Annotated in this window: 20 protein-coding genes and 1 tRNA gene; 10 read left to right on the top strand and 11 right to left on the bottom strand. The window is 62.0% G+C overall.

What is annotated here, in order from left to right; genetic code table 11:
* The first annotated feature begins 34 nt into the window (after positions 1-34).
* Complete coding sequence (dnaG, locus tag AC1RKI_RS04365; RefSeq protein ID WP_341247960.1) at positions 35-1,876, top strand: DNA primase; 1,842 nt, start codon at positions 35-37, stop codon at positions 1,874-1,876.
* 147 nt (positions 1,877-2,023) lie between these two features.
* On the opposite strand, the gene AC1RKI_RS04360 is transcribed toward dnaG, so the two are convergent.
* Positions 2,024-2,404, bottom strand: a complete 381-nt coding sequence (locus tag AC1RKI_RS04360) for a hypothetical protein (RefSeq protein ID WP_061959479.1) — start codon at positions 2,402-2,404, stop codon at positions 2,024-2,026.
* 16 nt (positions 2,405-2,420) lie between these two features.
* Here AC1RKI_RS04360 and rpoD point away from each other — a divergent pair, with 16 nt between their 5' ends.
* Entirely contained in the window at positions 2,421-4,697 is a 2,277-nt protein-coding gene (rpoD, locus tag AC1RKI_RS04355) for an RNA polymerase sigma factor RpoD (protein ID WP_211922801.1), read from the top strand.
* A 17-nt stretch (positions 4,698-4,714) separates the two neighbouring features.
* Positions 4,715-4,793, top strand: a tRNA-Ile gene (locus AC1RKI_RS04350).
* Between the two features lie 106 nt (positions 4,794-4,899).
* Here AC1RKI_RS04350 and tssE read toward each other — a convergent pair.
* The 8 genes from tssE to tssB all read right to left on the bottom strand — a co-directional run bounded on the left by tssE (position 4,900) and on the right by tssB (position 14,566).
* Positions 4,900-5,331: a type VI secretion system baseplate subunit TssE gene (gene tssE / locus AC1RKI_RS04345; RefSeq protein ID WP_200899089.1), complete on the bottom strand. Its 432-nt coding sequence runs from the start codon at positions 5,329-5,331 to the stop codon at positions 4,900-4,902.
* Positions 5,331-8,048, bottom strand: coding sequence for a type VI secretion system ATPase TssH (gene tssH / locus AC1RKI_RS04340; protein ID WP_492794759.1), 2,718 nt, complete (start codon positions 8,046-8,048; stop codon positions 5,331-5,333). Before tssH ends, tssE begins: the two co-directional genes overlap by 1 nt.
* Before the next feature lie 93 nt (positions 8,049-8,141).
* Positions 8,142-8,627: an Hcp family type VI secretion system effector gene (locus AC1RKI_RS04335; protein ID WP_150982885.1), complete on the bottom strand. Its 486-nt coding sequence runs from the start codon at positions 8,625-8,627 to the stop codon at positions 8,142-8,144.
* A gap of 15 nt (positions 8,628-8,642) precedes the next feature.
* Positions 8,643-10,367, bottom strand: a complete 1,725-nt coding sequence (locus AC1RKI_RS04330) for an OmpA family protein (protein ID WP_492794762.1) — start codon at positions 10,365-10,367, stop codon at positions 8,643-8,645.
* A gap of 1 nt (position 10,368) precedes the next feature.
* On the bottom strand, positions 10,369-10,998 hold the full coding sequence (locus AC1RKI_RS04325; RefSeq protein ID WP_425306682.1) for a DotU family type IV/VI secretion system protein: 630 nt from the start codon (positions 10,996-10,998) through the stop codon (positions 10,369-10,371).
* Positions 10,999-11,018: 20 nt separating this feature from the next.
* The gene (gene tssK, locus AC1RKI_RS04320) at positions 11,019-12,365 is read right to left on the bottom strand and encodes a type VI secretion system baseplate subunit TssK (RefSeq protein ID WP_492794829.1); all 1,347 of its coding nucleotides are present in this window, start codon (positions 12,363-12,365) and stop codon (positions 11,019-11,021) included.
* Positions 12,366-12,472: 107 nt separating this feature from the next.
* Entirely contained in the window at positions 12,473-14,026 is a 1,554-nt protein-coding gene (tssC, locus tag AC1RKI_RS04315) for a type VI secretion system contractile sheath large subunit (RefSeq protein ID WP_222156988.1), read from the bottom strand.
* Between the two features lie 24 nt (positions 14,027-14,050).
* Positions 14,051-14,566, bottom strand: coding sequence for a type VI secretion system contractile sheath small subunit (tssB, locus tag AC1RKI_RS04310; protein WP_150982881.1), 516 nt, complete (start codon positions 14,564-14,566; stop codon positions 14,051-14,053).
* A 274-nt stretch (positions 14,567-14,840) separates the two neighbouring features.
* Between tssB and AC1RKI_RS04305 the strand changes: the two genes are divergently transcribed.
* The 7 genes from AC1RKI_RS04305 to tssJ all read left to right on the top strand — a co-directional run bounded on the left by AC1RKI_RS04305 (position 14,841) and on the right by tssJ (position 22,502).
* The gene (locus tag AC1RKI_RS04305) at positions 14,841-15,251 is read left to right on the top strand and encodes a hypothetical protein (RefSeq protein WP_061958920.1); all 411 of its coding nucleotides are present in this window, start codon (positions 14,841-14,843) and stop codon (positions 15,249-15,251) included.
* 52 nt (positions 15,252-15,303) lie between these two features.
* Entirely contained in the window at positions 15,304-15,816 is a 513-nt protein-coding gene (locus AC1RKI_RS04300) for a DUF3304 domain-containing protein (protein ID WP_061958921.1), read from the top strand.
* Positions 15,817-15,818: 2 nt separating this feature from the next.
* Complete coding sequence (locus AC1RKI_RS04295) at positions 15,819-17,372, top strand: T6SS phospholipase effector Tle1-like catalytic domain-containing protein (protein WP_492794766.1); 1,554 nt, start codon at positions 15,819-15,821, stop codon at positions 17,370-17,372.
* A 12-nt stretch (positions 17,373-17,384) separates the two neighbouring features.
* Positions 17,385-18,971, top strand: coding sequence for a type VI secretion system protein TssA (gene tssA / locus AC1RKI_RS04290; RefSeq protein WP_492794768.1), 1,587 nt, complete (start codon positions 17,385-17,387; stop codon positions 18,969-18,971).
* A 10-nt stretch (positions 18,972-18,981) separates the two neighbouring features.
* Positions 18,982-20,865 (top strand): type VI secretion system baseplate subunit TssF, encoded by a 1,884-nt coding sequence (tssF, locus tag AC1RKI_RS04285; protein ID WP_492794770.1) that lies wholly within the window; start codon positions 18,982-18,984, stop codon positions 20,863-20,865.
* Positions 20,866-20,939: 74 nt separating this feature from the next.
* Positions 20,940-21,941 carry a type VI secretion system baseplate subunit TssG gene (tssG, locus tag AC1RKI_RS04280; protein WP_492794831.1) on the top strand — a complete coding sequence of 334 codons (1,002 nt, stop codon included), beginning with the start codon at positions 20,940-20,942 and terminating at the stop codon, positions 21,939-21,941.
* Between the two features lie 87 nt (positions 21,942-22,028).
* The gene (tssJ, locus tag AC1RKI_RS04275; protein ID WP_423782063.1) at positions 22,029-22,502 is read left to right on the top strand and encodes a type VI secretion system lipoprotein TssJ; all 474 of its coding nucleotides are present in this window, start codon (positions 22,029-22,031) and stop codon (positions 22,500-22,502) included.
* Positions 22,503-22,619: 117 nt separating this feature from the next.
* Here tssJ and AC1RKI_RS04270 read toward each other — a convergent pair whose 3' ends face one another.
* Positions 22,620-23,396, bottom strand: a complete 777-nt coding sequence (locus AC1RKI_RS04270; protein WP_061958926.1) for a DeoR/GlpR family DNA-binding transcription regulator — start codon at positions 23,394-23,396, stop codon at positions 22,620-22,622.
* A 90-nt stretch (positions 23,397-23,486) separates the two neighbouring features.
* Positions 23,487-24,488: a 4-hydroxythreonine-4-phosphate dehydrogenase PdxA gene (gene pdxA, locus AC1RKI_RS04265; RefSeq protein ID WP_492794773.1), complete on the bottom strand. Its 1,002-nt coding sequence runs from the start codon at positions 24,486-24,488 to the stop codon at positions 23,487-23,489.
* Positions 24,489-24,496: the final 8 nt, after the last annotated feature.

The following is a 24,496-nucleotide window of genomic DNA, read 5'->3' as shown; positions in this document are numbered from 1 at the left end:
CCCGGCAAGCCTCACCATCAGGACGGTCAGTCGGGTGATTCCGCAATCCTTCATTCAGGACCTGCTCAACCGCGTCGATATTGTCGACGTGGTGGGAAAGTACGTGCAGTTGAAGAAGGGTGGTGCGAACTTCATGGGCCTATGCCCGTTCCACAACGAGAAATCGCCGTCCTTTACCGTGTCGCCGACCAAGCAGTTCTATCACTGCTTTGGGTGCGGCGCGCATGGGTCGGCCATCGGCTTCCTGATGGAGTATTCCGGGCAATCCTATCCGGACGCCGTGCGCGAGCTGGCGCAGTCGGTGGGATTGTCCGTGCCCGAAGAGCGCAACAGCTTGCCGCCGGCCCAACGAGCGGAGCAGCAGGCCCGGTCCGTCGCGCTCAGCGACGCCATGTCGCGGGCCTGCGAGTTCTACAAGAAGCAGTTGCGCGGCGCGCCCCAGGCTATCCAATACCTGAAGGGCCGTGGCCTGACCGGCGAAATTGCCGCGCATTTTGGCCTCGGTTACGCGCCCGATGACTGGCAAGGCCTGGAATCGGTTTTCGGCAGCTATCGCGACGATGCCATCGCCGCGCCGTTGATCGAAAACGGCTTGCTGATCGAATCGCAGGAAAAACGCGATGCCGACGGCAAGCCGCGGCGCTATGACCGGTTCCGCGACCGCATCATGTTTCCGATCCGGAATACCAAGGGGAATGTGATCGGCTTTGGCGGCCGGGTGATGGGGCAGGGCGAGCCAAAGTATCTGAATTCCCCCGAAACGCCGCTGTTCAGTAAGGGAACCGAACTCTACGGCCTGTTCGAGGCGCGGCACGCCATCCGCGAAAACGGTTACGTGCTGGTGGTGGAAGGCTATATGGATGTGGTGGCGCTGGCGCAGCTTGGCTTTGCCAATGCGGTGGCGACGCTAGGCACCGCTTGCACGGCGGTGCATGTGCAAAAGCTGCTGCGGCAAACCGACGCAGTGATCTTTTCATTCGACGGCGATGCGGCGGGGCGCCGCGCGGCCCGACGGGCGTTGGAAGCGTGCCTGCCCCACGTGGCCGACAACAAGACCATCCGCTTTCTGTTTCTGCCGGCGGAACACGACCCCGACAGCTACGTGCGTGAAGAGGGCACGGACGCGTTTGCGCGCCAGGTGCAGAATGCGATGCCGTTGTCGCGTTTTTTGCTGCAGATCGTGACCGAAGAGCAGGATTTGCGGCAAGCGGAGGGGCGCGCGCGCGCCCAGTACGAAGCCAAGCCCCTGCTGCAGGCCATGCCCGCGGGTGGCTTGCGGCTACAGATTGTGCGCGAACTTGCCGATGCTACGGGTACGACGCCTGCCGAGATCGAAGCGGTTTGCGGGCTCGGCAGCGACTCGTCGCGTGTCGGCCGCTTTGCCCAGCCCCGTCCGCGTGCGCGCCGCCAGGCGCCGACGGGACTGGAGCAGCGCGTGATGCAACTGCTGATCACCTATCCGGCCCTCGCTGCTCGCCTGGATGACGATGCCCGCGCCTTGCTGCTCGATCCGCAGCGGCCCGAGGCCGAAGTGTTGACTCACCTCGTGGCGGCTTGCGACGGTATTCAGGGCGAGGTCAACTTCGCCGCGTTCAGCGAGCAACTGGCGCAGACGCCGTTTGCCGACGTCTATGCAAGTGCACGGGCCGCGGTGCTGAGAGAAGATATCGAAGAGGAGCCCGCGACACTTGAGTTCGACGGCGCGATTCACAAATTACTTGCCGATCCGCTTCAGCGCGAACTCGAAACCCTGCAGGCTGCCATCATCGCCGGAACCGCCGACGAGGAGGCCCGAGCCCGCTTCCGCTGGCTTGTCCCGGAGGTGCAGCGCAGGCGACAGATGGGCTGGCGCCCGGCGTCGGCAACGGATGACTAGCCCTCATCACTTCTTTGACTCGTCGCGCGTGGGCGGCGGGGCAAGTGCAGTAGGAAAGGTATAAGACAGGATTTTCGGCTTGAGTCGTTGCGCATGTGACCCAACTGTCGGCGAAAGGATGGGTCTAAACGCTTAAGCCTTGATTTTTCAGGTGAAAGCTATACCTGACAGGAAGCCGGGAAGTGGCGACGTGCTACAATGCCCGGTTTGGATTGCGAAATCTTTCTCTCCAGTACTGGCGAAAGTGAGCGTGCCAATGGCAAAGGCCAAAGCAACCGAAAGGGTAGCCGAGAAGGCTCCCTCCAAAGCTCCCCAATCAGGGAGCGGCAAGGCGTCCGTGAAAACAACGGCGGCGAAGACATCGACCGCGTCAGTCAGGACGACATCAGCCCGGTCTGTGCCAGCAAAAACCGTGCGTAGCGCCTCGGCGCCCGCCGGAACCGCTTCCGTCAGGAATCGCAAATCCGAAAATACCAAGCCCTCGACTTCGGCACGCGAGAGCGGCAAGAACGCCAATACAAGCGGCAAGAATGCCGCTGCACCAGTGAAAGGTAAGAGTATCACCGTGGCGAAACAGCAGAATACCGAAGTCGAGAGCAAGCGTGCGGCAACGACGGCCAGCACACGGAACAGCAGCGCCAAGGCGGGCGCAACTGCCGTGGCGCCCAAGGCCAGTGCCGCGACTCCCGCACCCGCAGCATCCGAGCGGCCCGCTGCTCCGGCCGTCAAGCCTGAGCCCAAGAAGCGTGGCCGCAAGCCCAAGGCTGAGATGCAGCAAGACGACAGCACCATCGAAGACGTGACTGAAGAGTTTTACGAAAACGACGCACCTGCAGCGCCTGCTGCGGCGCCCAAGACCGAGAAGCAGAAAGCCAAGGACCGCAAGGCCAAGGAAAAGGCCCTGCTCAAGGAATTTGCCTCGTCAAACCAGGCTGGCAGCGAGGAAGAGCTTGAAATCCGTCGCCAGAAGCTGAAGGCGCTGATCAAGCTGGGCAAGTCACGTGGTTACTTGACCTATGCCGAAATCAACGATCACCTGCCGGACGACATGGTCGATTCGGAGACGATCGACACGCTGGTCGCCACGCTGAACGACATCGGCATCGCCGTCTACGAACAGGCGCCGGACGCCGAGACGCTGCTGCTGAACGACAACGCGCCGTCGGCCACCAGCGAGGAAGAAGCCGAGGAAGAGGCCGAAGCCGCGCTGTCCACGGTCGACTCCGAATTCGGCCGCACCACCGACCCGGTTCGCATGTACATGCGCGAAATGGGCACCGTGGAATTGCTCACGCGCGAAGGCGAAATCGAAATCGCCAAGCGTATCGAGGCAGGCCTCAAGGACATGGTCATGGCCATCTCGGCATGCCCGGTCACGATTTCCGAAATCCTGGCGCACGCGGAGCGCGTGGCCAACGAAGAAATCAAGATCGACGAATTCGTCGATGGCCTGATCGATCCGAATGCGGAGGAAGTCCAGGACAACTCCGCCCAGCCGGCCGCGTCCGAGGACGAGGACATCGAGTCGGAAGACGATGCCGACGAGGAAGGCGAGGAAGATGACGACGACAGCGGCGCTGGCGGCGGCGCTTCGGCACGTCAACTGGAAGAACTGAAGGTCGCCGCGCTGGAAAAATTCCGCGTGATCGCCGAACAGTTCGACAAGATGCGCCGTGCTTTCGAAAAGGAAGGCTACAAGTCAAAGCCGTACGTGAAGGCGCAGGAAGCCATCCAGGCAGAACTGATGGGCATCCGCTTCACCGCGCGCAATGTCGAGCGTCTGTGCGACACGCTGCGTGGCCAGGTGGACGAAGTGCGCAAGCTCGAGCGCGCGATCCTCAATATCGTTGTCGACAAGTGCGGCATGCCGCGTGCCGATTTCGTGGCCCGTTTCCCGGGCAACGAAACGAATCTGGACTGGATCCAGTCCATCGTGGCGGACAACAAGCCGTACAGCACGATCGTCGAGCGTAATGTCCCGGCCGTGCACGAGCTGCAACAGAAGCTGATCGACCTGCAGGCGCGTGTCGTATTGCCGCTGAAGGAACTGAAGGACGTCAATCGCAAGATGTCCGAAGGCGAAAAGCGCGCCCGCGAAGCGAAGCGCGAAATGACCGAGGCCAATCTGCGTCTGGTGATTTCGATCGCCAAGAAGTACACGAACCGCGGTCTGCAGTTCCTGGATCTGATTCAGGAGGGCAACATCGGCCTGATGAAGGCGGTGGACAAGTTCGAGTACCGCCGCGGCTACAAATTCTCCACGTATGCAACGTGGTGGATTCGTCAGGCCATCACGCGCTCGATCGCCGACCAGGCTCGTACCATCCGTATCCCGGTTCACATGATCGAAACGATCAACAAGATGAACCGGATCTCGCGTCAGATCCTGCAGGAAACCGGCAACGAGCCGGATCCGGCAACGCTGGCCGAGAAGATGGAAATGCCGGAAGACAAGATCCGCAAGATCATGAAGATCGCGAAGGAACCGATCTCCATGGAAACGCCGATCGGCGACGATGACGACTCCCACCTGGGCGACTTCATCGAAGATACGAACACGCTGGCCCCGGCCGAAGCCGCATTGCATGGCTCCATGCGCGATGTTGTCAAGGACGTGCTGGACAGCCTGACGCCGCGCGAAGCGAAGGTTCTGCGCATGCGTTTCGGCATCGAAATGAGCACGGACCACACGCTGGAAGAAGTGGGCAAGCAGTTTGACGTCACGCGTGAGCGTATCCGTCAGATCGAGGCCAAGGCGCTGCGCAAGCTGCGTCACCCGAGCCGCTCGGACAAGCTGAAGAGCTTCCTGGAAGGCAACTAAGCCGTACGCCTTCCAAAGGGCCTCTAGCTCATGCCTGGTTAGAGCAGCGGACTCATAATCCGTTGGTGCCGTGTTCGACTCACGGGAGGCCCACCATTGAAATCAAAAGGGGTTACAGCGCAATTGCCTGTAACCCCTTTTTTATTTTTCGATCCGGTGCGGCGATTGCTCGCAGGTACGTCGCCGTGAGTGTCTTGTCCACCTAGTCGCGATCATTCGCGGCGCGTAGTAATTCGAGCCGCGTCTTTCCGTCTGGCGTGAAGTGCGTGCCGAAGCGAACCAGCCCGGACTGACGCAAATGGCAGCTCATGGTAAAGCTGACCAGCATGCCCGGCTCAGTGTCATCGATGACGAGGTCGATGGCCTTGATCCGGGGCTCATATCGGAGAAGCGTCGTTTCGATCTGATGCTTGAGCGCATGCACCGAAGCGGGTAAATGACAATAGATGCGGGACAAATCGCCGAGTCCATAGTCGGGTAAATGGACAAGTCCACCCCTTCGACTGTCGAGTATGCGCTGCACATTGTCTTGGACGGACAAGAACGTCTGCGTTGACGCATCGACATCCTCGATAGCCATCCCGTTGGCAAAATGTCCCGTCACGATTTCAAACAGCCCGGGCCCGCCGCGCATTATGTGCGCCTTCGTGTCGACGCGCCGGCGCCTTCGTCGAATTCGAGTTCTACGCCATCGGCCTCGGAGAAAGAAAGCCGAATCGCTTTTGGCACTTGCCTGCCAGACATTCGCACCAGCAACCCACGTGATAGTGCCGGCAGAATTTGCTGGTCGAGCAGGTTGTCGATATTGCGCGCGCCGGAATCGGGCAACAGGCACGCCCGGGCGAGCGCTTTTACCAAAGCTTCGTCGCATTGCATCGGGATGCCGAAACGCTGCACAACACGCTCGGCCACCTTCGCAAGTTTCATGCGTACGATGGCATTCATGGCCTCTCTCGATAATGGCCGATAAAGGATGGTCTGAAAACGCGCCAGCAACGCGGGCTGGAAATGATCGAGCAGGACCGGACGAACGATTTCCATCAGCGTGGAAGCATCGAGCGTGGTTCCTGCCTCGGCTGCACAATCTGTTGCCGAGAGAATTTCCTCGCTGCCCAGATTCGATGTCATTACGATCACTGTGTTGCGGAAATCAATCACGCGGCCCTCTCCGTCGCGCATGCATCCGCGGTCGAAAACCTGGTAGAACAGATTCAACACATCGCGATGCGCCTTTTCAACTTCATCGAGCAGGACGATGCTGTAGGGGCGTTGCCGCACCGCTTCGGTCAATATCCCGCCTTCGCCGTAACCGACGTAACCGGGTGGCGAGCCCTTCAATTGCGATACGGTGTGTGCTTCCTGATATTCCGAAAGATTAATGGCGATAAGAGAGCGATCGCCTCCAAACATCAAATCGGCCAGCGCACGCGCCGTTTCCGTCTTGCCGACACCTGAGGGTCCCGTCAGCAGGAACACGCCAAGCGGCGCATTTTCCGATGTCAGCCCAGTCTTGGCAGCACGCAGGCTTTTACCCAATGCCGCAAGCGCATCGTCCTGACCCACCACGGTCTGACCGAGTCGGTCTTCAAGTTCCAGCAAGGTTGTCAATTCACTCGACATAAGGCTGTCCATCGGTACGCCAGTCCAATCGGCGACCACTCGGGCGATTACGGTTTCGTCCACTTCCGTATGCAGCAAGGCGTCTTGCCCGTACTTCGCCAGTTCGCCATGCGTGTTCTGGATCGACGCGGTCAATTCTCGCCGCGCCGCCGCCTCGTCGGTGGCTTGCCATGCATCCCGCAGCCCGATCAGCGTTTCGGCCGTGCCGGTTTGTTCAGCGAATACGCGCCGATGGTGTTCCAGCTCGCTGTCTAGTGCGACGAGTTCCGTATCGATGGCTGCCAGCCGCTCATCGACTTCCACGCCAGTGGCGCCCTGATCCATCATCAGCGCGGTGCGTTCGATCTCGAGTGCGGCGCGTTGCGCCTGGCGGGTCGAAATGGCAAGCGGTGTAGCCTCCCGGCTCATGCGAACGCGCGCCGCGGCCGTATCGAGCAGATCGATGGCCTTGTCGGGTAACTGGCGCCCTGTCAAATACCGCCGCGACAGTCGTACGGCAGCGCCGATTGCACCGTCGGTGATGTGCACGCCGTGATGCCCTGCATAGCGTTGCTTCAGCCCGCGCAGCATCAGGCAGGCGTTGTCGTCGTCGGGCTCGTCAACCTTGACCATCTGGAAGCGGCGCTCCAACGCGGCATCGCGCTCGAAGTATTGCTTGTATTCCGACCACGTTGTGGCAGCGATGGTGCGCAACTCGCCGCGTGCCAGGGCGGGCTTGAGCAGGTTGGCGGCATCCGCGCCGCCCGCGTTATTACCCGCGCCAATCAGCGTGTGGGCCTCGTCGATAAACAGCAGGACCGGCGTGGGCGCGTGCTGCACCGCGTCGATGACGTTCTTCAGCCGTTGCTCGAACTCGCCCTTGACGCCGGCGCCGGCCTGCAACAAGCCTAGGTCAAGCGTCAGCACGCTGACGGCGCGAAGTGCGCTGGGTACATCGCCTTCCGCGATCTTCAGCGCAAGGCCTTCGACGAGCGCGGTCTTTCCCACACCGGGCTCGCCGACCAGAATCGGATTGTTCTTGCGCCGGCGCGCCAGAATATCGACCATCTGGCGGATCTCGGCATCACGACCGAATACGGGGTCGATCTTCCCATCGCGGGCCTTCTGGGTGATGTCGGTAGTGAAACGCGCCAGCGCGGACATATCAGCCTGACCATGCGCAACCGGCGCGAGATCGGGCCTGAAGGCCCCTTCCTGCGTCGCAGGGTCCTCGCCAGGCGCCGTCAGGCGCGGCGATGGGGCAAGCGATTCGACCGAAATCTTGTCCAGCCGGGTCGTCAATCGTTCGATCTGTGCGGCGGACACCGACAGTAGCTGCCACGCATCGGGCGCGCGCAACAGATGGGGCGAATCGGCCAGCGCAGCGAGCAGGTGCGCCGAGCGGATCGAGGCCGGCGCGGCGTCGGGATTCGGCTCGAGCGAAGCGCGCATCCATGCGGCTTGCAACCATTGGGCGACACGCGGCGACAACCCCGGCTTGCCACGCAAATCGCGCGGAAGCCGGTCGATCGCCGCGAGCAATGCGTTCCAGATGCCATCGACGTCCAGCTCGTACATGCGCAATATCGCCAACAGATCGCCATCTCCGAGCTCGAGCAATTTGATGAGCCAATGTTCTATCTCGATGTCGCGATGCGCGCGGGTCTCGCAGAGGCTGGCGGCTTCGGTGAGCGCTCGGGCGCAGTGGCCATTCAGACGACGCAGGAGCGCGGTGGGGTCGTAGGCAGTCATGGGCGATGATGCACAAATATTGAAGACGTGCGCGGGCCACGATTGTGGATCGCGTAGGCGGGGTGACCGGCCGCACGGGCCGGTCGCTGCGTACTACGATCGCTCGTTCCAGCTATCGTCGTGGATGATGTTGCCGTCCTTGTATGCCCACGTGATTTTCTCGTAGCGCAGTTCGATGTCTTCCAGATGGTTGTGCTTCTCGAACGCCGGGTTCTTGATGTCCAGCATCCTGGGTGTGACGCCTACCACCTTCACGTTTTCCATCCGCGTGTTGAAGTACTCCTGCTCCTTGCCGGAGTCATCGATCTTGTACCACTTGATCTCGACCGCCTGCAGCGTCTGACCCTTGGTCACGGCCTTGTAGAGGTAGGGGGTCGACGCGTCGGTTTCCTTGGTCAGAACGACCGGCTTGTGCACGCGCGTGCCGGTGAGTTTGCCGGTATTGGAATCGGTCGGTAGATGAACGCCGTGGTCGAACGCCACCACTTCGACGCTGCCTTCGCGGCCGGACACGGTGACCGAGCCTTTGATGTCGGCGCCGCCATCGTCCTTGATCCACATGTATGCGGGAATTGCCATTTCTTCTTTCTCCTTCTACTGGAATGAACAGGCCTGATGGCCCGCGGTTATCCGACCGTCACGACGATCGTCGCGGCAATCGGGGACGAGCGTGATCTCGACGCGGCGGTTTGCGGCGCGTCCGGTCTCCGTAGTGTTCGACGCGCGCGGGCGTGTGTCGCCGTAGCCTTGAATCGCGAAGCGGGTCGGCGGCAGCTCCGCGGCGTAGGCCAGCCAGTCGCGGACCGCGGCGGCGCGCGCCAGCGATAGCCGGATGTTGCTGCGGGCGTTGCCGAGCGAGTCGGTGTGTCCGGCGACGACGACGCGCATATCGGGATGGGCCGCGATCATTCTTAGCGCGTCGATCAGCACGCGATTCGATCCGGGATTGAGCGTCGCGCTGCCGCTGTTGAACAGTGACAGGCTGTCGAGTTCGATGGTGGTGGGTGGCGGCGCGGGCGGCTGGTAGGACGCGATCAACGCGTTGAGACGATTCAGCAAGGGATCGCCGCGATAGAAACCCAGCCCGAGTCGCAGCGGCGTGCCGGTGCGAGCATAGCGATCCAGTTCGTCACGATCGGCCTTGATCGCATCCAATGCATCGAGCCGCGCCGCATCCTGATCGGGAGTCAAGGCGCTATAGCGATCGATATGGCCGATGACGCGCGTGGCCAGCGCGCGGTTTTGCCATGCCGACGCGGCACACGCGGCACAGAACGCAATCAAGAGCACGATCAGCGCGTGGGCGAGCGCCTGCGGAAGAATGCGCCGCACGGGTTGAGCGCCAATGCCCTGGATAAGCGGCGCAGGAAGATAGGGCGATGAGCGGGGTCCATCCGTTTCGATCTGGCGCAATGCCGTCACCTGTTGACGGAATCTCGCTAATAACGAGCCGACATTGGGCGTGCCGGAAATCAACGTAACGCCGAACGCCACAACTTTCAGCCGATGGCAGCGCTCGGCTTCGCGAGTTCGCGCGTTGACAAACGCGGGGAGCACGGCCTCGACACTCCATCGCGCCAACGCGTCGACACGGGCGGCGCGTCGCATGCGTGCTGCGCGGCATTCAGGCGTGGCGCCATGCGCGTATTGCATCGCCCGCGCGGCGATCAGCGCCGCGTGCGATTTCCCCTGAATTGCGTCAGATCCAGACATGCCGAACCATGGGCAGGCGTCGTCGGTGTCGCCCGTTTCCTCGCCATATACGGCAAGGCAGACTGGCAATGCATAGCCGAGCGCGCGGCTGGCCCCGCCAATTGCGGATTGCCAACGCCGGAGCGCGGCGTTCAGCATGGCCGAATCGGTCCAATGATCGGCGCCGACCATGCATGCGATGCCGTCGGGGCCTTGTCCAGCACGCCATTGGCTCAGCGCGTGGGCGATATGAGCGAGTTCGCTGGCGTTGTCGACACGGATCCAGATCGCCGCGTCGGTGACCGTCGTGGGGGATTCGTGGAACATCGAATCGGCGGCGCCGGGCTCGGTCAATACAAGTATCAGCGGCGTATTGCGCCGGATATCGCCCGGCAGCGCATCGAGCGACGCCGACAGCGATTCCAGTACCGGCAACGCTGCGTGGCGTTGCGTCCGTTGCTGGCGACTCAGCAGGATGACTGTCGCAACCGTCAGTGCGACGACAATGGCGCCGATGACAGCGTTCGACGCACTCGGCAGTGGTGAGCTGAACGCCAACCACGCGAGCGCGAGTCCCGTGCCCCAGACAACGAGAGTGCGGTGCGGATAGCCGGTCGCGAGCGTCATTTCAGTTCGCGAGCCGGGCAATCGAAACGGTCAGCCAACGATTCAGCGCAACGTAGATCGATGCCGCCGCCACGCAGGCGATTGCCACCCAGGCAAGGGGAGGCAACGCGTGCTGTCGACGGGGCACGTCGTGGGTGACGAGAATCGGACCGTCGCCGATCCGCCATCCGGCTTGAACCAGATGTTCATCAATTGCGGACACCAGCGCGGCACGGGCGGCTGCGTCTCCAAGCGCGTAGCGTCCCTGAAATCCCAGTCCCAGCACGACGTCGAAGACAGCAAGAAGGGCGGTCACCGGCTGTGGCGCGGCGAGGCGTCGTTCGATGCGCGAGAACAGGGCCTCGCCCGCATCGTGGGTCTGGAATTGCAACACCTGTAGCGGCTCGCGTTCCCACGCGTCGCGATCGAGGCCGTCCAGCCTGCCCAGAGCAACTTCGTCGAGCAGCGCACATTGCGCGTAGGCGGCATCGTCGATGACATCGGCCGGATGACCTTGCGCCACCAGTTCTTCTCGCAGCCGCGCTACTTGGTCGAGACATTTGCTACGGAACCCCTCGAAACCAAGTGCGGGCTGCGCGGCGTCGCGCAGTTCTGTGACGGTGAGCGCGGTATCGCGCAGCGCCAGCGGCATGAGAATCGGAGTAGGTGTAGTCATTCTGGCAGCACCGCAAAAAGTTCGAGCGAAACTTCCGGCAGTGAAGCCGGAATGTAGAACTGGCACGCGCGCGCCGCCAGCATGCGTTTGAAGGCCGGGTGTTGACCATCGAGGGCGAAATACTGGTTCTCGATGCGTACCGGAATCGCCGCCGGCAGGCGCGACATGGCGCGGAGCGGGATACCCGTTAGCGCGGAGTTCACGACCTGCGCAACTTCGTCCGGTGCTCCGGCCTTGCATAGACGCGGCAGTTGATCGAGGAGCGCGTGCGCGGGGAGTTCCGCCTGGACCGACAGATAGAAATCGGCGCCCTCAACTAGTCGCTCGTCATGAAGCGCACCGGTCCAGATGGTAGGCCGCGTGTGTTCCAGCGCGACGGGTATCACACGCGACGGAATCACAGTGTCGAGCAGCGCGCGGATCAGCGCTTCCAGTTGCGAAAATATCGGCTCGATCCGCGAGTGGTCATAAGCCGGGATGGCGCGCAGCGACTCCGCGGTCGAGAACGTGAGCAACGCGCCAGCCAGCCGCGCGAGCAGCGCATACAGCCGCTCAGGGTGCTGCTGCGGAGCTGCGCACAGGCGCGCGAGTTCCGGCCAACTGCTATTGATGCTATGCAGCAGCCAGAACAGCGCTACATCGGCCACGGCATAGTCGGCGATCTGATCGGATCGTTCCCGACGCCGGACCGCGAGGCTCGCACTTTTGGCCAGCAGGATTTCCGATAGTCGGCTCATCCGCTCGGTGAGGCGCGTGTGCGCGGACAGGAACAAGCAGGGCGGGACAAATGTCGGATCCAGTTCGAAACGACCCTGCGAGGTGCGGACCAGCCGCGCTATCGGACACGTGACGTAGTCACTATGCGTTTCGTAGTCGAACAGCAGTGCCAATGCATGCCGCTCGACACTGATTTCATCCTTTCCTTCGCCGTGCAGATCAACGACCTCGAGGTACTCCCGCAAATAGCGGCGTGGGCGCGGTGGTCGGTCGCCGATGTCGATGCAATTCCCACCTTGCGCATCAAGCAGTGCAAGGCCTGCCAACACCGTCACGGATTCCTGCCCTGACGGGATGTCCCCAATATCTCGCGCGGGCGGCACCCAGTCGGAAGTCTGCGTATCGACGATGGCGCCATCGGGCAGGCGCAGCGCCAGATCGTTGACGACGAGCCGATGAATCGACAATGCCTGCTGATCGATGGCGACGCGAACGATTCCCCATGGCTCGGGAGTCGTCATGCGCGCGATCTGTTCGTCGGCATAACGGTCCCACAACGCCTGTTGCTGGAAATGCTGCGGCGTCATGAAAATGCCCTGCGCCCACAGCGGTCTGGTTATCTTCATCATGCACAACTGAATTGCGGAAAGCGCCATGGCGCAGGATCAGCGCCGCACGGTGGAACAACACCGTGCGGCGGACGGCGTGACATCGGAGTGACGCTGCGCCGACGCTAGTTCTTCGCCTTCGGCATTTGCGATACGAGCGACAGGTTGATGTCCATCCCTTCAATCTGAAAATGCGGCACGATAAAGAGCTTGATGCGGAAGAAGCCAGGGTTATCGTCGATATCCTCGACGATTACCTTCGCTTCGCGCAGCGGATGCGACGCCTGCAATTCGTCGCCAGGGTCGGTCATCTCGGTCACAAGCGTCTTGACCCATGTGTTGAGTTCCAGCTCAAGCAGTCGTCGGTCCTTGGTAGTGCCGATGTTCTCGCGCTGGATGAGCTTCAGATAATGGGCGATGCGGGACAGCAGGAAGATATAGGGCAGGCGAGCATTGACCCGGCTGTTGGCAGTGGCTTCCTTGGTGTCATAGAGCGCCGGTTTTTGCGCCGAATGGGCCGAGAAAAAGCAGGCGAAGTCGTGATTCTTGTAATACGAGAGCGGGACAAAGCCCAAATTGGCAAATTCGAACTCGCGGGTTTCGGGTATCAGCACCTCGGTGGGAATCTTGGCCTGATTGCCGGTCCCAAGGTCGTACAGGTGGATCGGCAGGTCTTCGACCAGCCCACCGGCTTGCGGGCCGCGAATCTGCACGCACCATCCATTCTTGATGAAACTGCGCACCATGTTGGCCGCAAATGCAAACGACGCATTGGCCCATAGGTAACGGCTGTGGTCGGGGCCCTTTACCGCCTCGGTATAGTTGAAGGCACGCACTGGTACGGTTTCCGGTCCATAGGGAAGACGCGCCAGGAAATTCGGAAGCGTGAGCCCGATATAGCGTGCATCATCCGAATCGCGGAAGCTCTTCCACTTCAGATACTCGGCGCGATCGAAATAATTGCCGATATCCCGGATGCTGGCGACTTCCTCCATGGATTCCTTGCCGAAGAACGCTGGCGATACGGCACCAACGAATGGCATATGCGCGGCAGCCGATACCTTGGCGATGTTGCGCAGCAGCGCGATATCCTGCGCGCTGCGGTCGAATGAATAATTCGAGATGATCGAGGCGATTGGCTCGCCGCCCGGCGTGTCGTATTCCTGGATATAGGTATGAAGGTAAAGACCGCTCTGGATGACTTCCGGCGTATCTTCAAAATCCTGACGTAGCGCGTCTTTTGATACATCAAGAACTTCAATTTTTACGTTCTTCCGAAAATCGGTTCGGTCGACCAGAAACTTGAGACCCCGCCACGCTGATTCGATCTGCTGGAATGTCTCGTTGTGCATGATCGCATCGAGCTGCCGGCTGATTTGGCGATCGAGATGCTCGATGTGGAAATCGAGCAGACTCTTGTCCAGTCGGTCTACCTGTTGCGACGAATCCTGAATCAGTTTCAGGAATACGTTCATAGCCTGCGCGATGCGCTCGTCCAGCGAAGACTCGGAAAGCGAGTCGGCGCTCTGGAACGATTCCACCGGGCGCGTGCTCTGGACCGGCGTGAGATTGATTCGCTCGCACAGTGCCTCGTAGACACTCTTGCCCGGGGCGTCCAGAACGATGGTTGCAGCGTCTTCGGTGGTGTTCCCGCGCGCGCTGATTTCGTGTTTTTCCATGACTTTGCTCCGCAAGTGGGACGATCAATGGGATGAGGCCGAGGCGTGGGACGCGTTGCCGATCTTCTGCAGATCGTCGCGGAGTCGCTGCGACAGCGCCGGATCCTTAAGAATTTTCTCGAGCTCGCGGCGGAACATGGCGTTATCGAGCAGGTTCGATTTGAGATCGCGTAACAGATTGCGGGCCGCCATCAGCGCCCGCAATTCCGGGACCTTGCCCGCCACGACCTCGGGCTTGAAATCGTTCATCGACTTGAAGTCCAGGTCGATCGGCAACTCGGTGGCATCGCCGGAGAGCGTATTTTCTACCGCAATTTTTGCTTTGGGATTGAGGTCAGCTAGTACCGAATCGAAATTATTTTTATCGATGGAAATCTTTGCTCGCTCGGTGAGTGCGCGAGTGTCGCGGCCGTTGCTGTAATCGCCCATAACAAGCAGCTTGAGCGGCAATTCCAGCTTCTTCTGGGCGCCTCCGGTGTGGAGATCGAGCTTGATGTTGACGCGTGCCTTGGGTACTTCGTTCTGAAAGCTTTCGGCCATCTTTAATCCTTTTCTATCAGATGTTAGTAATACATTTCAGCGACGAGCATTCCATCGGGATGCGAATCTATACCACGTGATCGTCCGAGAAATTAATAGTCAATTTCAGATTTCGAATGAATTCGAGCCAAATTTTTGATGATCGACAAGAGATGGCTCTGAAGGGATTCCATTTGCCAAACGAAACCTCTAAGGTGCGGCGCGCGGAGCATTGAACTTTGGGGAGACCTTTGCAGAGCGACCTCAACGACCACATCCACAACGGAGCCAGCGCATGACGGGTCTAGGGAAGGAGCTCAGCGATTTCGGCGATGCCATGCGCGCGGGACTGGCGGTGCGCCAGGCCTATTTCCTGGAAGGTCCCAGCACAGCAAGCGCCAAGGCGCTGCCGGTGTTGTCATTCGAAGCAGTGCAGCGGCTGCGCGAGCCCTATGACGTGACGGTGCAGCCGACGCATCCGCTGATGCTCGATCGCGCCGACCAGCTGGATCGGGATGACATGTTCCTGATCGATCGGTCCGATGGATCCGAAGCCTGCCGCCTTGCCGGCCGCATTACGCGCTTCTTGCAGACCCGCCAGACCCAGCACCTCCACGGCTGTGAAATCGTCATCGAGCTGCCGCTCGCGCGGCTGCGATTGACGCAGGCCAGCCGCATCTATCGGCGAGGCACGGACAAGCCGTGATGAAGGGGGCAGGACGGAACGACGATCTCAATCACGCAGGAAGAGGAAGGGCATGAGGCGAATCATCAATGCGATTGCGGTGGCGATATTGCTGGCGATGCTGGGCGGCTGTGCCATCGGGCAACCTAGCGGGTGGGTGGAGGCGTCGGCGTGGGGGGCCAACTATACAGAGGACTTCATCTATGACTTCTGGATCTACGCCGAAGACGGCAGGGATACGGGAGTCGGAAGTGTCCTCCTTAACGAATTTTCGAAAGGCGGCACGACGGGGAACATCTGCTGCGGCTTGATGCCGGGCGTGGGTCAGACCGTCAAGGTGGTCTGGCGTGTGGGTGGGCGTCGAGAAGAAGAGGCGCTGTGGAGGACATACCGCCGCGATGTCGTCGTCATGGGTGCAATGCCAAAAAAGAAAGATGCTTACAACATCCTATTGGTCCGATTCTTTTCCGAGCATGAGGTGGAGGCGGAGCTTATTCCTGATCGCGGCGAAGCTGGCGGGTTGCCGAGCCCACGCGTCGACAAGTTATTTTCAGGTCAACGTGTTATGCGTCAAAAAGGAGAATAGGGATGCAGGACTGGTTCACAGACTCCCACGAGTCGTTTGCGAGGACGGTTGAAACCATGCTCGGACTGTACGGCGGAGACTTCGAGGCATGCGCGACATGTGAGGAGCAGCCTTGGTTCAGCTTCTTTTTCGACGGGACTGGAAATAATCTCAAGGTTGATGAGCCAAAGCTAAAGCTTTCCAATGTCGCTCGCCTATACCTGGGGCATGTGAAGAAGAGGGAAGACCCGCTTATCAACGACTTCTACTATCCCGGCGTCGGCACTCCGCTCAATGCGAGCGATCCGAGCTGGTGGGAAAAGCTGCGCGACAGCGAGGTGCTCGGCGGCGGCGCGGGGTTGGGGTGGGACGTGCGCTTGACAACGGCGGAGAAGGAATTTAACGAGTATCTGAAATACAACCACCGAATCACGCGCATCGACATCGCCGTATTCGGTTTCTCGCGCGGCGCGACGTTGGCGCGCGCGTTCGTCAACCGGCTGCTTGCCAAATGCACGATGAAGGATGGTGTGCCGCACTGGCCGTGTGGGACCGCACTGGACGGAGAGTCCGCGCCGCTCCATATCCGCTTTCTCGGACTATTCGACACGGTGGAATCGGTGGGCCTGCCCGCGCACAACCTGAGCGACATGCTTGTGCATATTCCCGAACAGGTCGAGCGCTGCTGCCATATTGTCTCGGGCCACGAACTGCGTGCCTGTTTCCCGCTGACGCCGGTGGGCGACACGGCCGCAAGCTGCGAGGAGCTGGTTTTTCCAGGCGTGCACTCGGATATTGGCGGCGGTTATCGTCCCAATGAGCAGGGCCGGTCTGATCTGCTCGGCCGCCTTGCGCTGAACCGCATGCGGCTGGAGGCGGTCATGTGCGGGGTGCCATTCACACCGCCCACGGAGTTAGCGAAAACAACCGCCGAGCTCTTCGAATACGACGAAGAGCTCAAATCGTTGTTCGATGAATACATGGCCACGATTGGCCGGTGCAGCGGGATCGAAGATCAGGTCTTTCGGCACATGCGTCTCTTCTATGGCTGGCTAAAGGTGCGTTTTGGCGACGCGCCGTGCGATCTGTACGAGAACATGTGTTCGACGGATCCCGAAATTCAACAAGCGCTGCAAAGAATCCAGCAGTACCACGGACGCCTGAAGGTCGAGGCCGATACGATGAACTGGCGTTCCTATCTGACCCAGCTCTGGAATACCGACCGCAGCGAATACCTGCGCACGATCGAGACGGCGGGCGGGCGACGCGAGACAAACGAACCGCTCTCCGCAGATGAACTGGCGTACTGGAAGGCGTGGTTGAATCCGCCCGAACTGTCCGCGAATCTGATCCGATTCTTCGATCGGTACGTGCATGATTCACGCGCCGGTTTTATCCGCATCGATGGTGGCGGATATTTGCTGCCACGCCAATTGGTCGCGGTCGCGCCGCCTGCGAACGCGATGACGACACCAAGCGAAGGCGAACCAGCCACCCACGCCGCCCCGATCACCCCGCACTATTCCGCAGCGTATCCGCAAGCTGTCTCGCGCTATAGCGGTGTCATGGGTCACTAAGGACGCAAGCGCATGTTCAACAAGCTCCTCAAGGCATTGTTCGGTCCGCGCGCGCCAACGGACTTGGCCAGATCTTCGCAGGCGCGATGGGAAGCGTGGTTGCTGCCGGTGCGCGACGGTGCGCCCACCGGCGACGATCCCTCCTACGACGATGCATTCCTGGCAATCAAGGATGAAGTCGCCAAGCTGTCCGATATCGACGACACGCTGATCGTGGACGCATCCGAGCGGCTGTTGAAGACGGTGGCAAAGGATGTACGGCTCGCGGTGTATTACCTGTATGGCCGCATGCGCCGCGACGGAGCGGAAGGCGTCGGCGACGGCTTCGAGCTGTTGTCGGCGCTGATCGACCGCTACGACGCGCAGCTGTTGCCGGCGCGTGTCGAAAGCCGCAAGGCTGCGTTGGAGTGGCTGGCCGGCTCGACATTCACAGACCGGCTCGAGCGCGTACACGGTCTTGCCGGCGCACCACTTGAACGCACGATGTCCTCGCTCGCGTTGATCCTGGCGCGTACCGCGCAATGGCCGGAAGGTGCGCGCCCGTCGCTGGAAGGCCTCACTCGCCGGCTCGCCGACCGTGTCGAATCCCCGGGCAGCGGGACTAACGCGATGATTGACCGATCGCGCCTGCCGCAGACCGCGCCGGTGTCGGCAGTGCCAACCGCTGACAGAGTGACGTCGACACGCGACTTGCTCGATCAGGCGCGCCAAATGTCGCAGTACCTCAGGGACCAGCCGCACGGCTATCTCGCCGCTTACCGGCTGATGCGCTGCATTCGCTGGGATACGCTCACCGAATTGCCGCCGCACGATGCAGCGCGCAAGACGCGGCTGATCGCGCCGCGCGCCGAATTGCAGACCCAGCTCAAGCGGCTGATGCTGCAAAAGCAGTGGCCAGAACTGCTCGACCGGATCGAACAGGCCTTTGCCGAAGGCGCCAACCACTTCTGGCTCGATTTGCAGTACTACGCGTTCGTCGGGCAGGAACACGCGGGGGCCGCGTTCGCGTGCTTGCGCGATTTCCTGGCGACCGATTGCGCATTGATGCTGGACCGCCTGTCCGGCCTCGAGCACCTGGCGTTTTCCGATGGCACGCCGTTCGCGGACGACACGACGCTGGAATGGATCGCGCGCCACGCCACCGTGCGCGACATCGAGCGCGGCGACCCGGTTTCGCCGGTGTCGGTGTCGTCCGCCAGCACGGACTGGGCGGAGACCGAAACGCAGGCGCTCGAAATCGCCGCACGGCAGGGACTGGACGCGGCGTTTGCATGGCTGCAGACCCTACCGGTGAAGGATGGCGAGCGCGATCGATTCGTGCGTCAGGTGGTCATGGCGCGCGTCGCCGAGCGGGCCGATCGCATCGACACTGCTCTTCATCTGCTATCCGCAATCGACGGCGCCGCCCAGCGTTTTCATCTGGCGCGATGGGAGCCATCGCTGGCGTTTGAAGCCAAGCATCATCTGGTGAAGCTGCTGAAGATCCGCGTGATGCGCAAGGACGCGGACAAGGTGGCGCTGGCGCAGCGCATCGACGCGCTTGTCGGCGAGATGACCGCAATCGATCCCGCCCGCGCTGTAGCGCTCGTCCAACCGTAGCGGACACCCAATGAACCATTCGACCCAAGACAACGAAATTCTGCGCTATTACGAGGCGGAAATGCGCTACCTCCGCGAGGCCGGCAAGGAATTCGCGCAGGCTTTTCCCGACCGCGCGCGCATGCTCAATATCGACCGGATCGGAGAGCGCGACCCGCATGTCGAGCGGCTGTTCGAGGGTTTTGCATTCCTGATGGGCCGCCTCCGACACAAACTCGACGATGAACTGCCGGAACTGACCGAAGGACTGGTCAGCATGCTCTGGCCGCATTACCTGCGCATGATTCCGTCGCTGTCGATCCTCGAGATGACGCCGGATCTGGGCGCGCTGCAGCGCCACGAGGTGTTGCCTGCCGGGCTGGAGGTCACCTCCGATCCGATCGCACTGGATTCGCAGGTCGACGGTTCGGGCGAGCGCGTGGAGTGCATCTATCGCACAACCCAGCCCGTTGACCTCTATCCATTGCGCCTGACTGAAGCTGGCGCCTATACGCGCGAGGACGGCCGCTCGGTGATTCGCTTGCGGCTGGCGCTGCAGACGCAGGGCCGGCGCGAGCAGCTGTCCGTGCCTCGTCTGCGGCTCTATCTTCATGGCGATCGCCCCCTCGCGCTGGCGCTCTATGCGGCGTTGACCGCGAAGCCGCTGGCGCTGCAGGTTCGGATTCCGGACAGCCCGGCCAACTCAGCGAATTCGGCCAATCCGGAAGATCCGGCGAATCCCGCGAATCCGGCCGGGGGGACGGGGTGGCCGGGCGCACCGCGTGCGATGCCAGGCCTGCATCTGGAACCAGCGGGATTCGACGCAAACGAACGGCTTTGGCCAAAGCCGGACAATGCCTTCGGCGGCTATCAACTGTTGCTCGAGTACTTTGCCTTCCCCGAGAAATTCATGTTCGTGGATCTTGTGGGACTCGATCTTGACGCAATTCCCCACGATGCGCCCCATGTCGATGTGGAAGTGGTGCTGGCCAAGCCGTTTCCGGACGACATGCGCTTCTCGGCGGAGAACGTGCGGCTGTTCTGTACGCCGATCATCAATCTGTTCGAGCTGGAAGCCGATCCGGTTTCCGTCAATCATTTCGAATGCGAGTACCGCGTGCGCACGCAGCAGCACGGCAAGCATGTCGACGCATACGCGGTCGATGCGGTGCGCGGCTTCGAGGCCGGCAGCGGCCGGCGCTTCGAATACACCCCGTTCGCGGCATTTCGCCATCGTGGCGGCATGCTGCGCCACGAGATGCCCGAGCGGTACTTCCACACTCGCGTGCGGCGCGGCGCATCGGGCCGATTCGACACGTGGCTGGTGCTCGGCGGTCATGCGTGGGACCAGCAGCAATCGTTGCCGGACGAAACGTTGTCGCTATCGGTGACCGGCACCAATGGCATGTTGCCGCGCAAGGGCCTGCGCGAGGCCGGCATCAGCGGCATGCGCGGCGGCTTCACGAGCATCGTCGCAGTGCGCAATCTCATCGCACCTACCGCACCGCTGTATCCGCCTACGGCCGATCGCTTTCACTGGCGCGTGTTGTCCCATCTGGCGCCGAATTACCTTTCGCTGCTCGATGCGGAAATCTTGCGCGGCAGCCTGGCGTTATACGACTGGACAGACGGCGAACTGAACCGCAGACGGATCGAAGCGATCAAGGACGTAGGCCATCGGCCATTGCAGAAGCTGGTCAAGGGCGGCCTGCTGCGTGGCGTGGAAATCGAGGTAACGCTGGACAGTACGCGCTTCGCCGGCGCAGGCGATGTTGCGCTGTTCGGCGAGATGCTTAACCGGTTTCTGTCGTTGTACGCCGGCGTGAATCTCTATACGCGCCTCGTCATCGTGTCGCAGCCAAGCGGCGCCCGGCTCGCCTGGGCCGACAGCAAGGCGGAAGGAGCGCCGTTTTGATCGATTCCGATGCCTTGAATGCCAACGCTGCGGCAAGCCGCCTATTGCCGACGTTGCTTGCCAATGCGCCGCTGATGAATTTTCTGCGCTTCTGCGAGCTGATCGAGTTGGCGGCGCCGCAGTGCGCACCGCTCGGAACGACTGATTCGCCGGCGGGCGATCCAGTGCGGTTCCGATCGCACGGCAAGCTGGGCTTTCCGTCGCGCGAGATCCATATGGTCGAGCGGGATGGCGATGTTCCCGACGCGCCGCCCGTGGTCAGAACCACGTTCCTTGGGCTGTACGGCGTCGATGCACGCATGCCGTCATATTTCGTCGACGAGATCGCGCAGCGTCGCGACGGGGCCGAGCCGCTCGCAGCGTTTCTAGACTTGTTCCACCACCGCATCGTGACGCAGTTCTACCGCGTCGCGCGGAAGTATCGCTATCCGATGGGCTTCCGGCCGGGCGGCCGGGACGAGGTATCGCGCTGTCTGCTAAGCCTGCTTGGGCTGGGCTTCGGCACGGAGCCTACGAGCCAGCGCGGCGATGCTGCCGAGCCGCTGGAACCGCGCAGGCTGCTGTCGATGCTCGGGCTTGGCACGCAACGCACGCGCACCACGGAGGGCCTGGCCAGCGTGCTGAAGGATGCGGTGCCGGATGCGCACGTGAAGGTGGAAGAGTTTTATCCAGTCTGGGTGCGCCTCGATCAGGGCGATCGCATGCCGCTCGGCGAGAACTGTGTTTTGGGCGGCGGCTTCTACGATCGTGCAAATGCCGTGCGGGTTGTGATTACGCCGCAGTCGCGTGAAACCGTGCTGGGGCTGATGCCGGGTAAGCCCTTGAACCAGGCACTAATCGGCCTGCTGCGCTTCTACCTTGGCTATGTCGCGCATGCCCATCTTGAAATGCATGTGCGTCCGACGCTGATGCCCGCGCCAGGTTTGCGTTGCGATCAAGTGCGGCTCGGCTTCACGACGCAACTCCCGGCCGCAGCCTGTGCGGATGGCGACGCATCCCGGCTGTCGACATCGCGCATCACGCGCGTTCGGCTGGGGATCTGGAGCGGCAGTCATGCGTGCGTGCGTCGCCGCTGAATGGGGCGCACTGCCGGCACAACATCGAGCTTGATTACGTTGAGGATAAAAACGATGAGGCGACAGTTTGGGAGCACGATCGGATTGTTGGCCGCCATGCTGGTCGCGGGCTGCGGCGTCGGGCAGAAGGTAGCGGACGGTACGGTCGATTTGGCACGATGGGCGTTCACGACAGAGGTCAAGACGATGAACCTCGATCTCGTCAGCCGCGCCGCGCTGAACCCGAGTGGCGCGGGACAACCGTTGTCGACGGTGGTGCGCGTCTATCAGCTGAAAACGCCGCAGACGTTCGAGCAGCTGAGTTACGCGCAACTCGAATCGAATGACCTGGAACTGCTGAAGGCCGATGTGCTGGCCACCAGCGACGTCGTGTTGCGTCCCGACGCCAGCGTGAGTCTGGCAGAGCCGATGCATGCCGACACCGCATATGTGGGCGTCGTTGCCCTGTTCCGTGGCGGCGACAAGGACACCGTCTGGCGGCTGGTGGTGCCGAAGAAACAGTGGAAAAAGACCGATCCGGTGAAGATCGAGCTGCGCGGCAGCAAACTGGATTTGGCCTGACCAGTCGCGCCGGCGGCGACGGAGGCGCAGCGTTGCTGTTGCCGCCGTGTGCGCCGACGCATCCTGGCCGAGCAGCGCGTCGATCGATGACCGCGCCGTGCAGGCTGTCCTCGTGGTTCAGCCAGCTACCGCGACACGCACCTGTTTCAACGCATGGAACGGATCGAGCTGGATGGCGGTGGCGGCGGCGTCCGTCACCAGCGTCCACGCGCGTTCCAGCGGCGTCCAGTGTTGTTGGCGCGCGCGGCCAAGCTTGGTCGAATCGGCCAGCACGAAGATATCGGCGGCCTGGCGGATGATGCATTCCTTCAGATAGGCTTGCTCGGCGGTGGCCTCGCACAACCCGACGCCGGCCACCACGCCATCGGCGCCGAGGAACGCCTTGTCCACGCTGATGCGCGACAGCGCCACCTGCGCCAGCGGTCCGAACGTGCCCATGCTTGAAGGGCGAACGTCGCCGCCGATCAGTGTTACGCGGATCTTCGGCAGTCCCGCCAGGGCGGTGACCGCCAGCAGGTTGGTGGTGTAGACGTGCAGGTCCTCGCGCGCTGCGAGCAGCCGCGCCAGGGCCGCGGCGGTGGTCCCGCTGTCAAGCAGCACGGCGTCACCGTCCTGCACGAACGAGGCGGCCAGCCGCGCAATCGCTTCCTTCTGTTCGCGCTGCAGCGCCTTGCGCTCTTCCAGCGAGGCTTCGGGTTCGTGGCCGCCCAGTTGCATCAGCGCCGCGGCGCCGCCATAAGTGCGCACGATGCGGCCCTCGCGCGCCAGCGCGGTGAGGTCGCGGCGCACCGTTGCCTCGGATACGCCCAGGCTTGCCGTCAACCGGTCGACATTGGCGTCCTCTCCCGCGAGTACGAGTTCGAGGATGGCGCGGCGGCGGTCGGCGGCTTTCATGATGTGGCGGCAACAAAAAGGGGATCGCAAAGGACCCCCGATCTTACAGCAGCGGGGCCACAGGCCGAGCGGCCTGTCGGGCCCGCCCGCTCAGACGCGGCGCGTGGCCAGTTCCGCGCCCTGGCGCAGGGCTTCCAGCAGGCTGCGCTCGTCCGCGATGCCCTTGCCGGCGATGTCGAACGCGGTGCCGTGATCGACCGACGTGCGGATCACGGGCAGGCCCACGGTAATGTTGACGCCGGCTTCAAGCCCCAGCACCTTGACCGGGCCGTGTCCCTGGTCGTGATACATCGCCACCACCAGATCGAAATCGCCACGGCCGGCGCGATAGAACAGCGTATCGGCCGGCAGCGGGCCTTCCACGTCCACGCCCTGCGCGCGCAGCGCTTCCACTGCCGGGATGATCTTCTGTTCTTCCTCGCCCTGGCCGAACAGGCCATTTTCGCCCGCGTGCGGATTGATGCCGCACACGCCGATGCGCGGTGCGGCGATGCCGGCGCGCTGGAGTGTGGTGTTACCGCGTTCAATCGTGCGCTGCACCAGGCCGGGCTCGATCTTGCGGATGGCATCGATCAGGCCGATGTGCGTGGTGACGTGAATCACACGTAGCTTGGGCGCCACCAGCATCATCGAAACTTCCGGCGTGCCGGTCAGATGCGCGAGCATTTCGGTATGGCCGGGGAACTTGTGGCCGCCCGCGTGCAGCGCTTCCTTGTTGAGCGGCGCGGTGCAGATCGCGTCCAGCTTGTCCTGCTGCGTCAACTGGACGGCACGCTCGATATAGCGGAACGCGGCGTCGCCGGCCACGGCCGAGATCTTGCCGAAAGGCAGGTCTTCGGGAATCAGACCCAGGTCGATGCAGTCGATCGTGCCAGGTTCGAAGCGCGCTTCATCGGGCGAGCCGATGGCGCGCACCTTGAGCGTGGAGTTCACCAGCCTGGCGGCCAGTTCGAGACGGCGCGCGTCGCCGATGACCAGCGGGCGGCATTGGGCGTAAACGCTGTCGTGCGCCAGGCTCTTGACGATGACTTCGGGGCCGATGCCGGTGGCGTCGCCCATCGTGATGCCGATAATCGGAATGTAGTCGCTCATTTGTCCAT

This window comes from Cupriavidus sp. GW822-FHT06G04 (assembly GCF_058799075.1).
The sequence above is the reverse complement of the archived record's forward strand: the minus strand, read 5'-3'. Positions and strand labels throughout refer to the sequence as shown.

Bases quoted from the DNA above. Each gene is read 5' to 3' on its own strand.
- tssE (WP_200899089.1), bottom strand. From the start codon at position 5,331: ATGCGCGGCGGGCCCGGGCTGTTTGAAATCGTGACGGGACATTTTGCC.
- tssH (WP_492794759.1), bottom strand. From the start codon at position 8,048: ATGACTGCCTACGACCCCACCGCGCTCCTGCGTCGTCTGAATGGCCAC.
- AC1RKI_RS04335 (WP_150982885.1), bottom strand. From the start codon at position 8,627: ATGGCAATTCCCGCATACATGTGGATCAAGGACGATGGCGGCGCCGAC.
- AC1RKI_RS04330 (WP_492794762.1), bottom strand. From the start codon at position 10,367: ATGACGCTCGCGACCGGCTATCCGCACCGCACTCTCGTTGTCTGGGGC.
- AC1RKI_RS04325 (WP_425306682.1), bottom strand. From the start codon at position 10,998: ATGCCGCTGGCGCTGCGCGATACCGCGCTCACCGTCACAGAACTGCGC.
- tssK (WP_492794829.1), bottom strand. From the start codon at position 12,365: ATGAAGATAACCAGACCGCTGTGGGCGCAGGGCATTTTCATGACGCCG.
- tssC (WP_222156988.1), bottom strand. From the start codon at position 14,026: ATGGAAAAACACGAAATCAGCGCGCGCGGGAACACCACCGAAGACGCT.
- tssB (WP_150982881.1), bottom strand. From the start codon at position 14,566: ATGGCCGAAAGCTTTCAGAACGAAGTACCCAAGGCACGCGTCAACATC.
- AC1RKI_RS04305 (WP_061958920.1), top strand. From the start codon at position 14,841: ATGACGGGTCTAGGGAAGGAGCTCAGCGATTTCGGCGATGCCATGCGC.
- AC1RKI_RS04300 (WP_061958921.1), top strand. From the start codon at position 15,304: ATGAGGCGAATCATCAATGCGATTGCGGTGGCGATATTGCTGGCGATG.
- AC1RKI_RS04295 (WP_492794766.1), top strand. From the start codon at position 15,819: ATGCAGGACTGGTTCACAGACTCCCACGAGTCGTTTGCGAGGACGGTT.
- tssA (WP_492794768.1), top strand. From the start codon at position 17,385: ATGTTCAACAAGCTCCTCAAGGCATTGTTCGGTCCGCGCGCGCCAACG.
- tssF (WP_492794770.1), top strand. From the start codon at position 18,982: ATGAACCATTCGACCCAAGACAACGAAATTCTGCGCTATTACGAGGCG.
- tssG (WP_492794831.1), top strand. From the start codon at position 20,940: ATGAATTTTCTGCGCTTCTGCGAGCTGATCGAGTTGGCGGCGCCGCAG.
- AC1RKI_RS04270 (WP_061958926.1), bottom strand. From the start codon at position 23,396: ATGAAAGCCGCCGACCGCCGCCGCGCCATCCTCGAACTCGTACTCGCG.
- pdxA (WP_492794773.1), bottom strand. From the start codon at position 24,488: ATGAGCGACTACATTCCGATTATCGGCATCACGATGGGCGACGCCACC.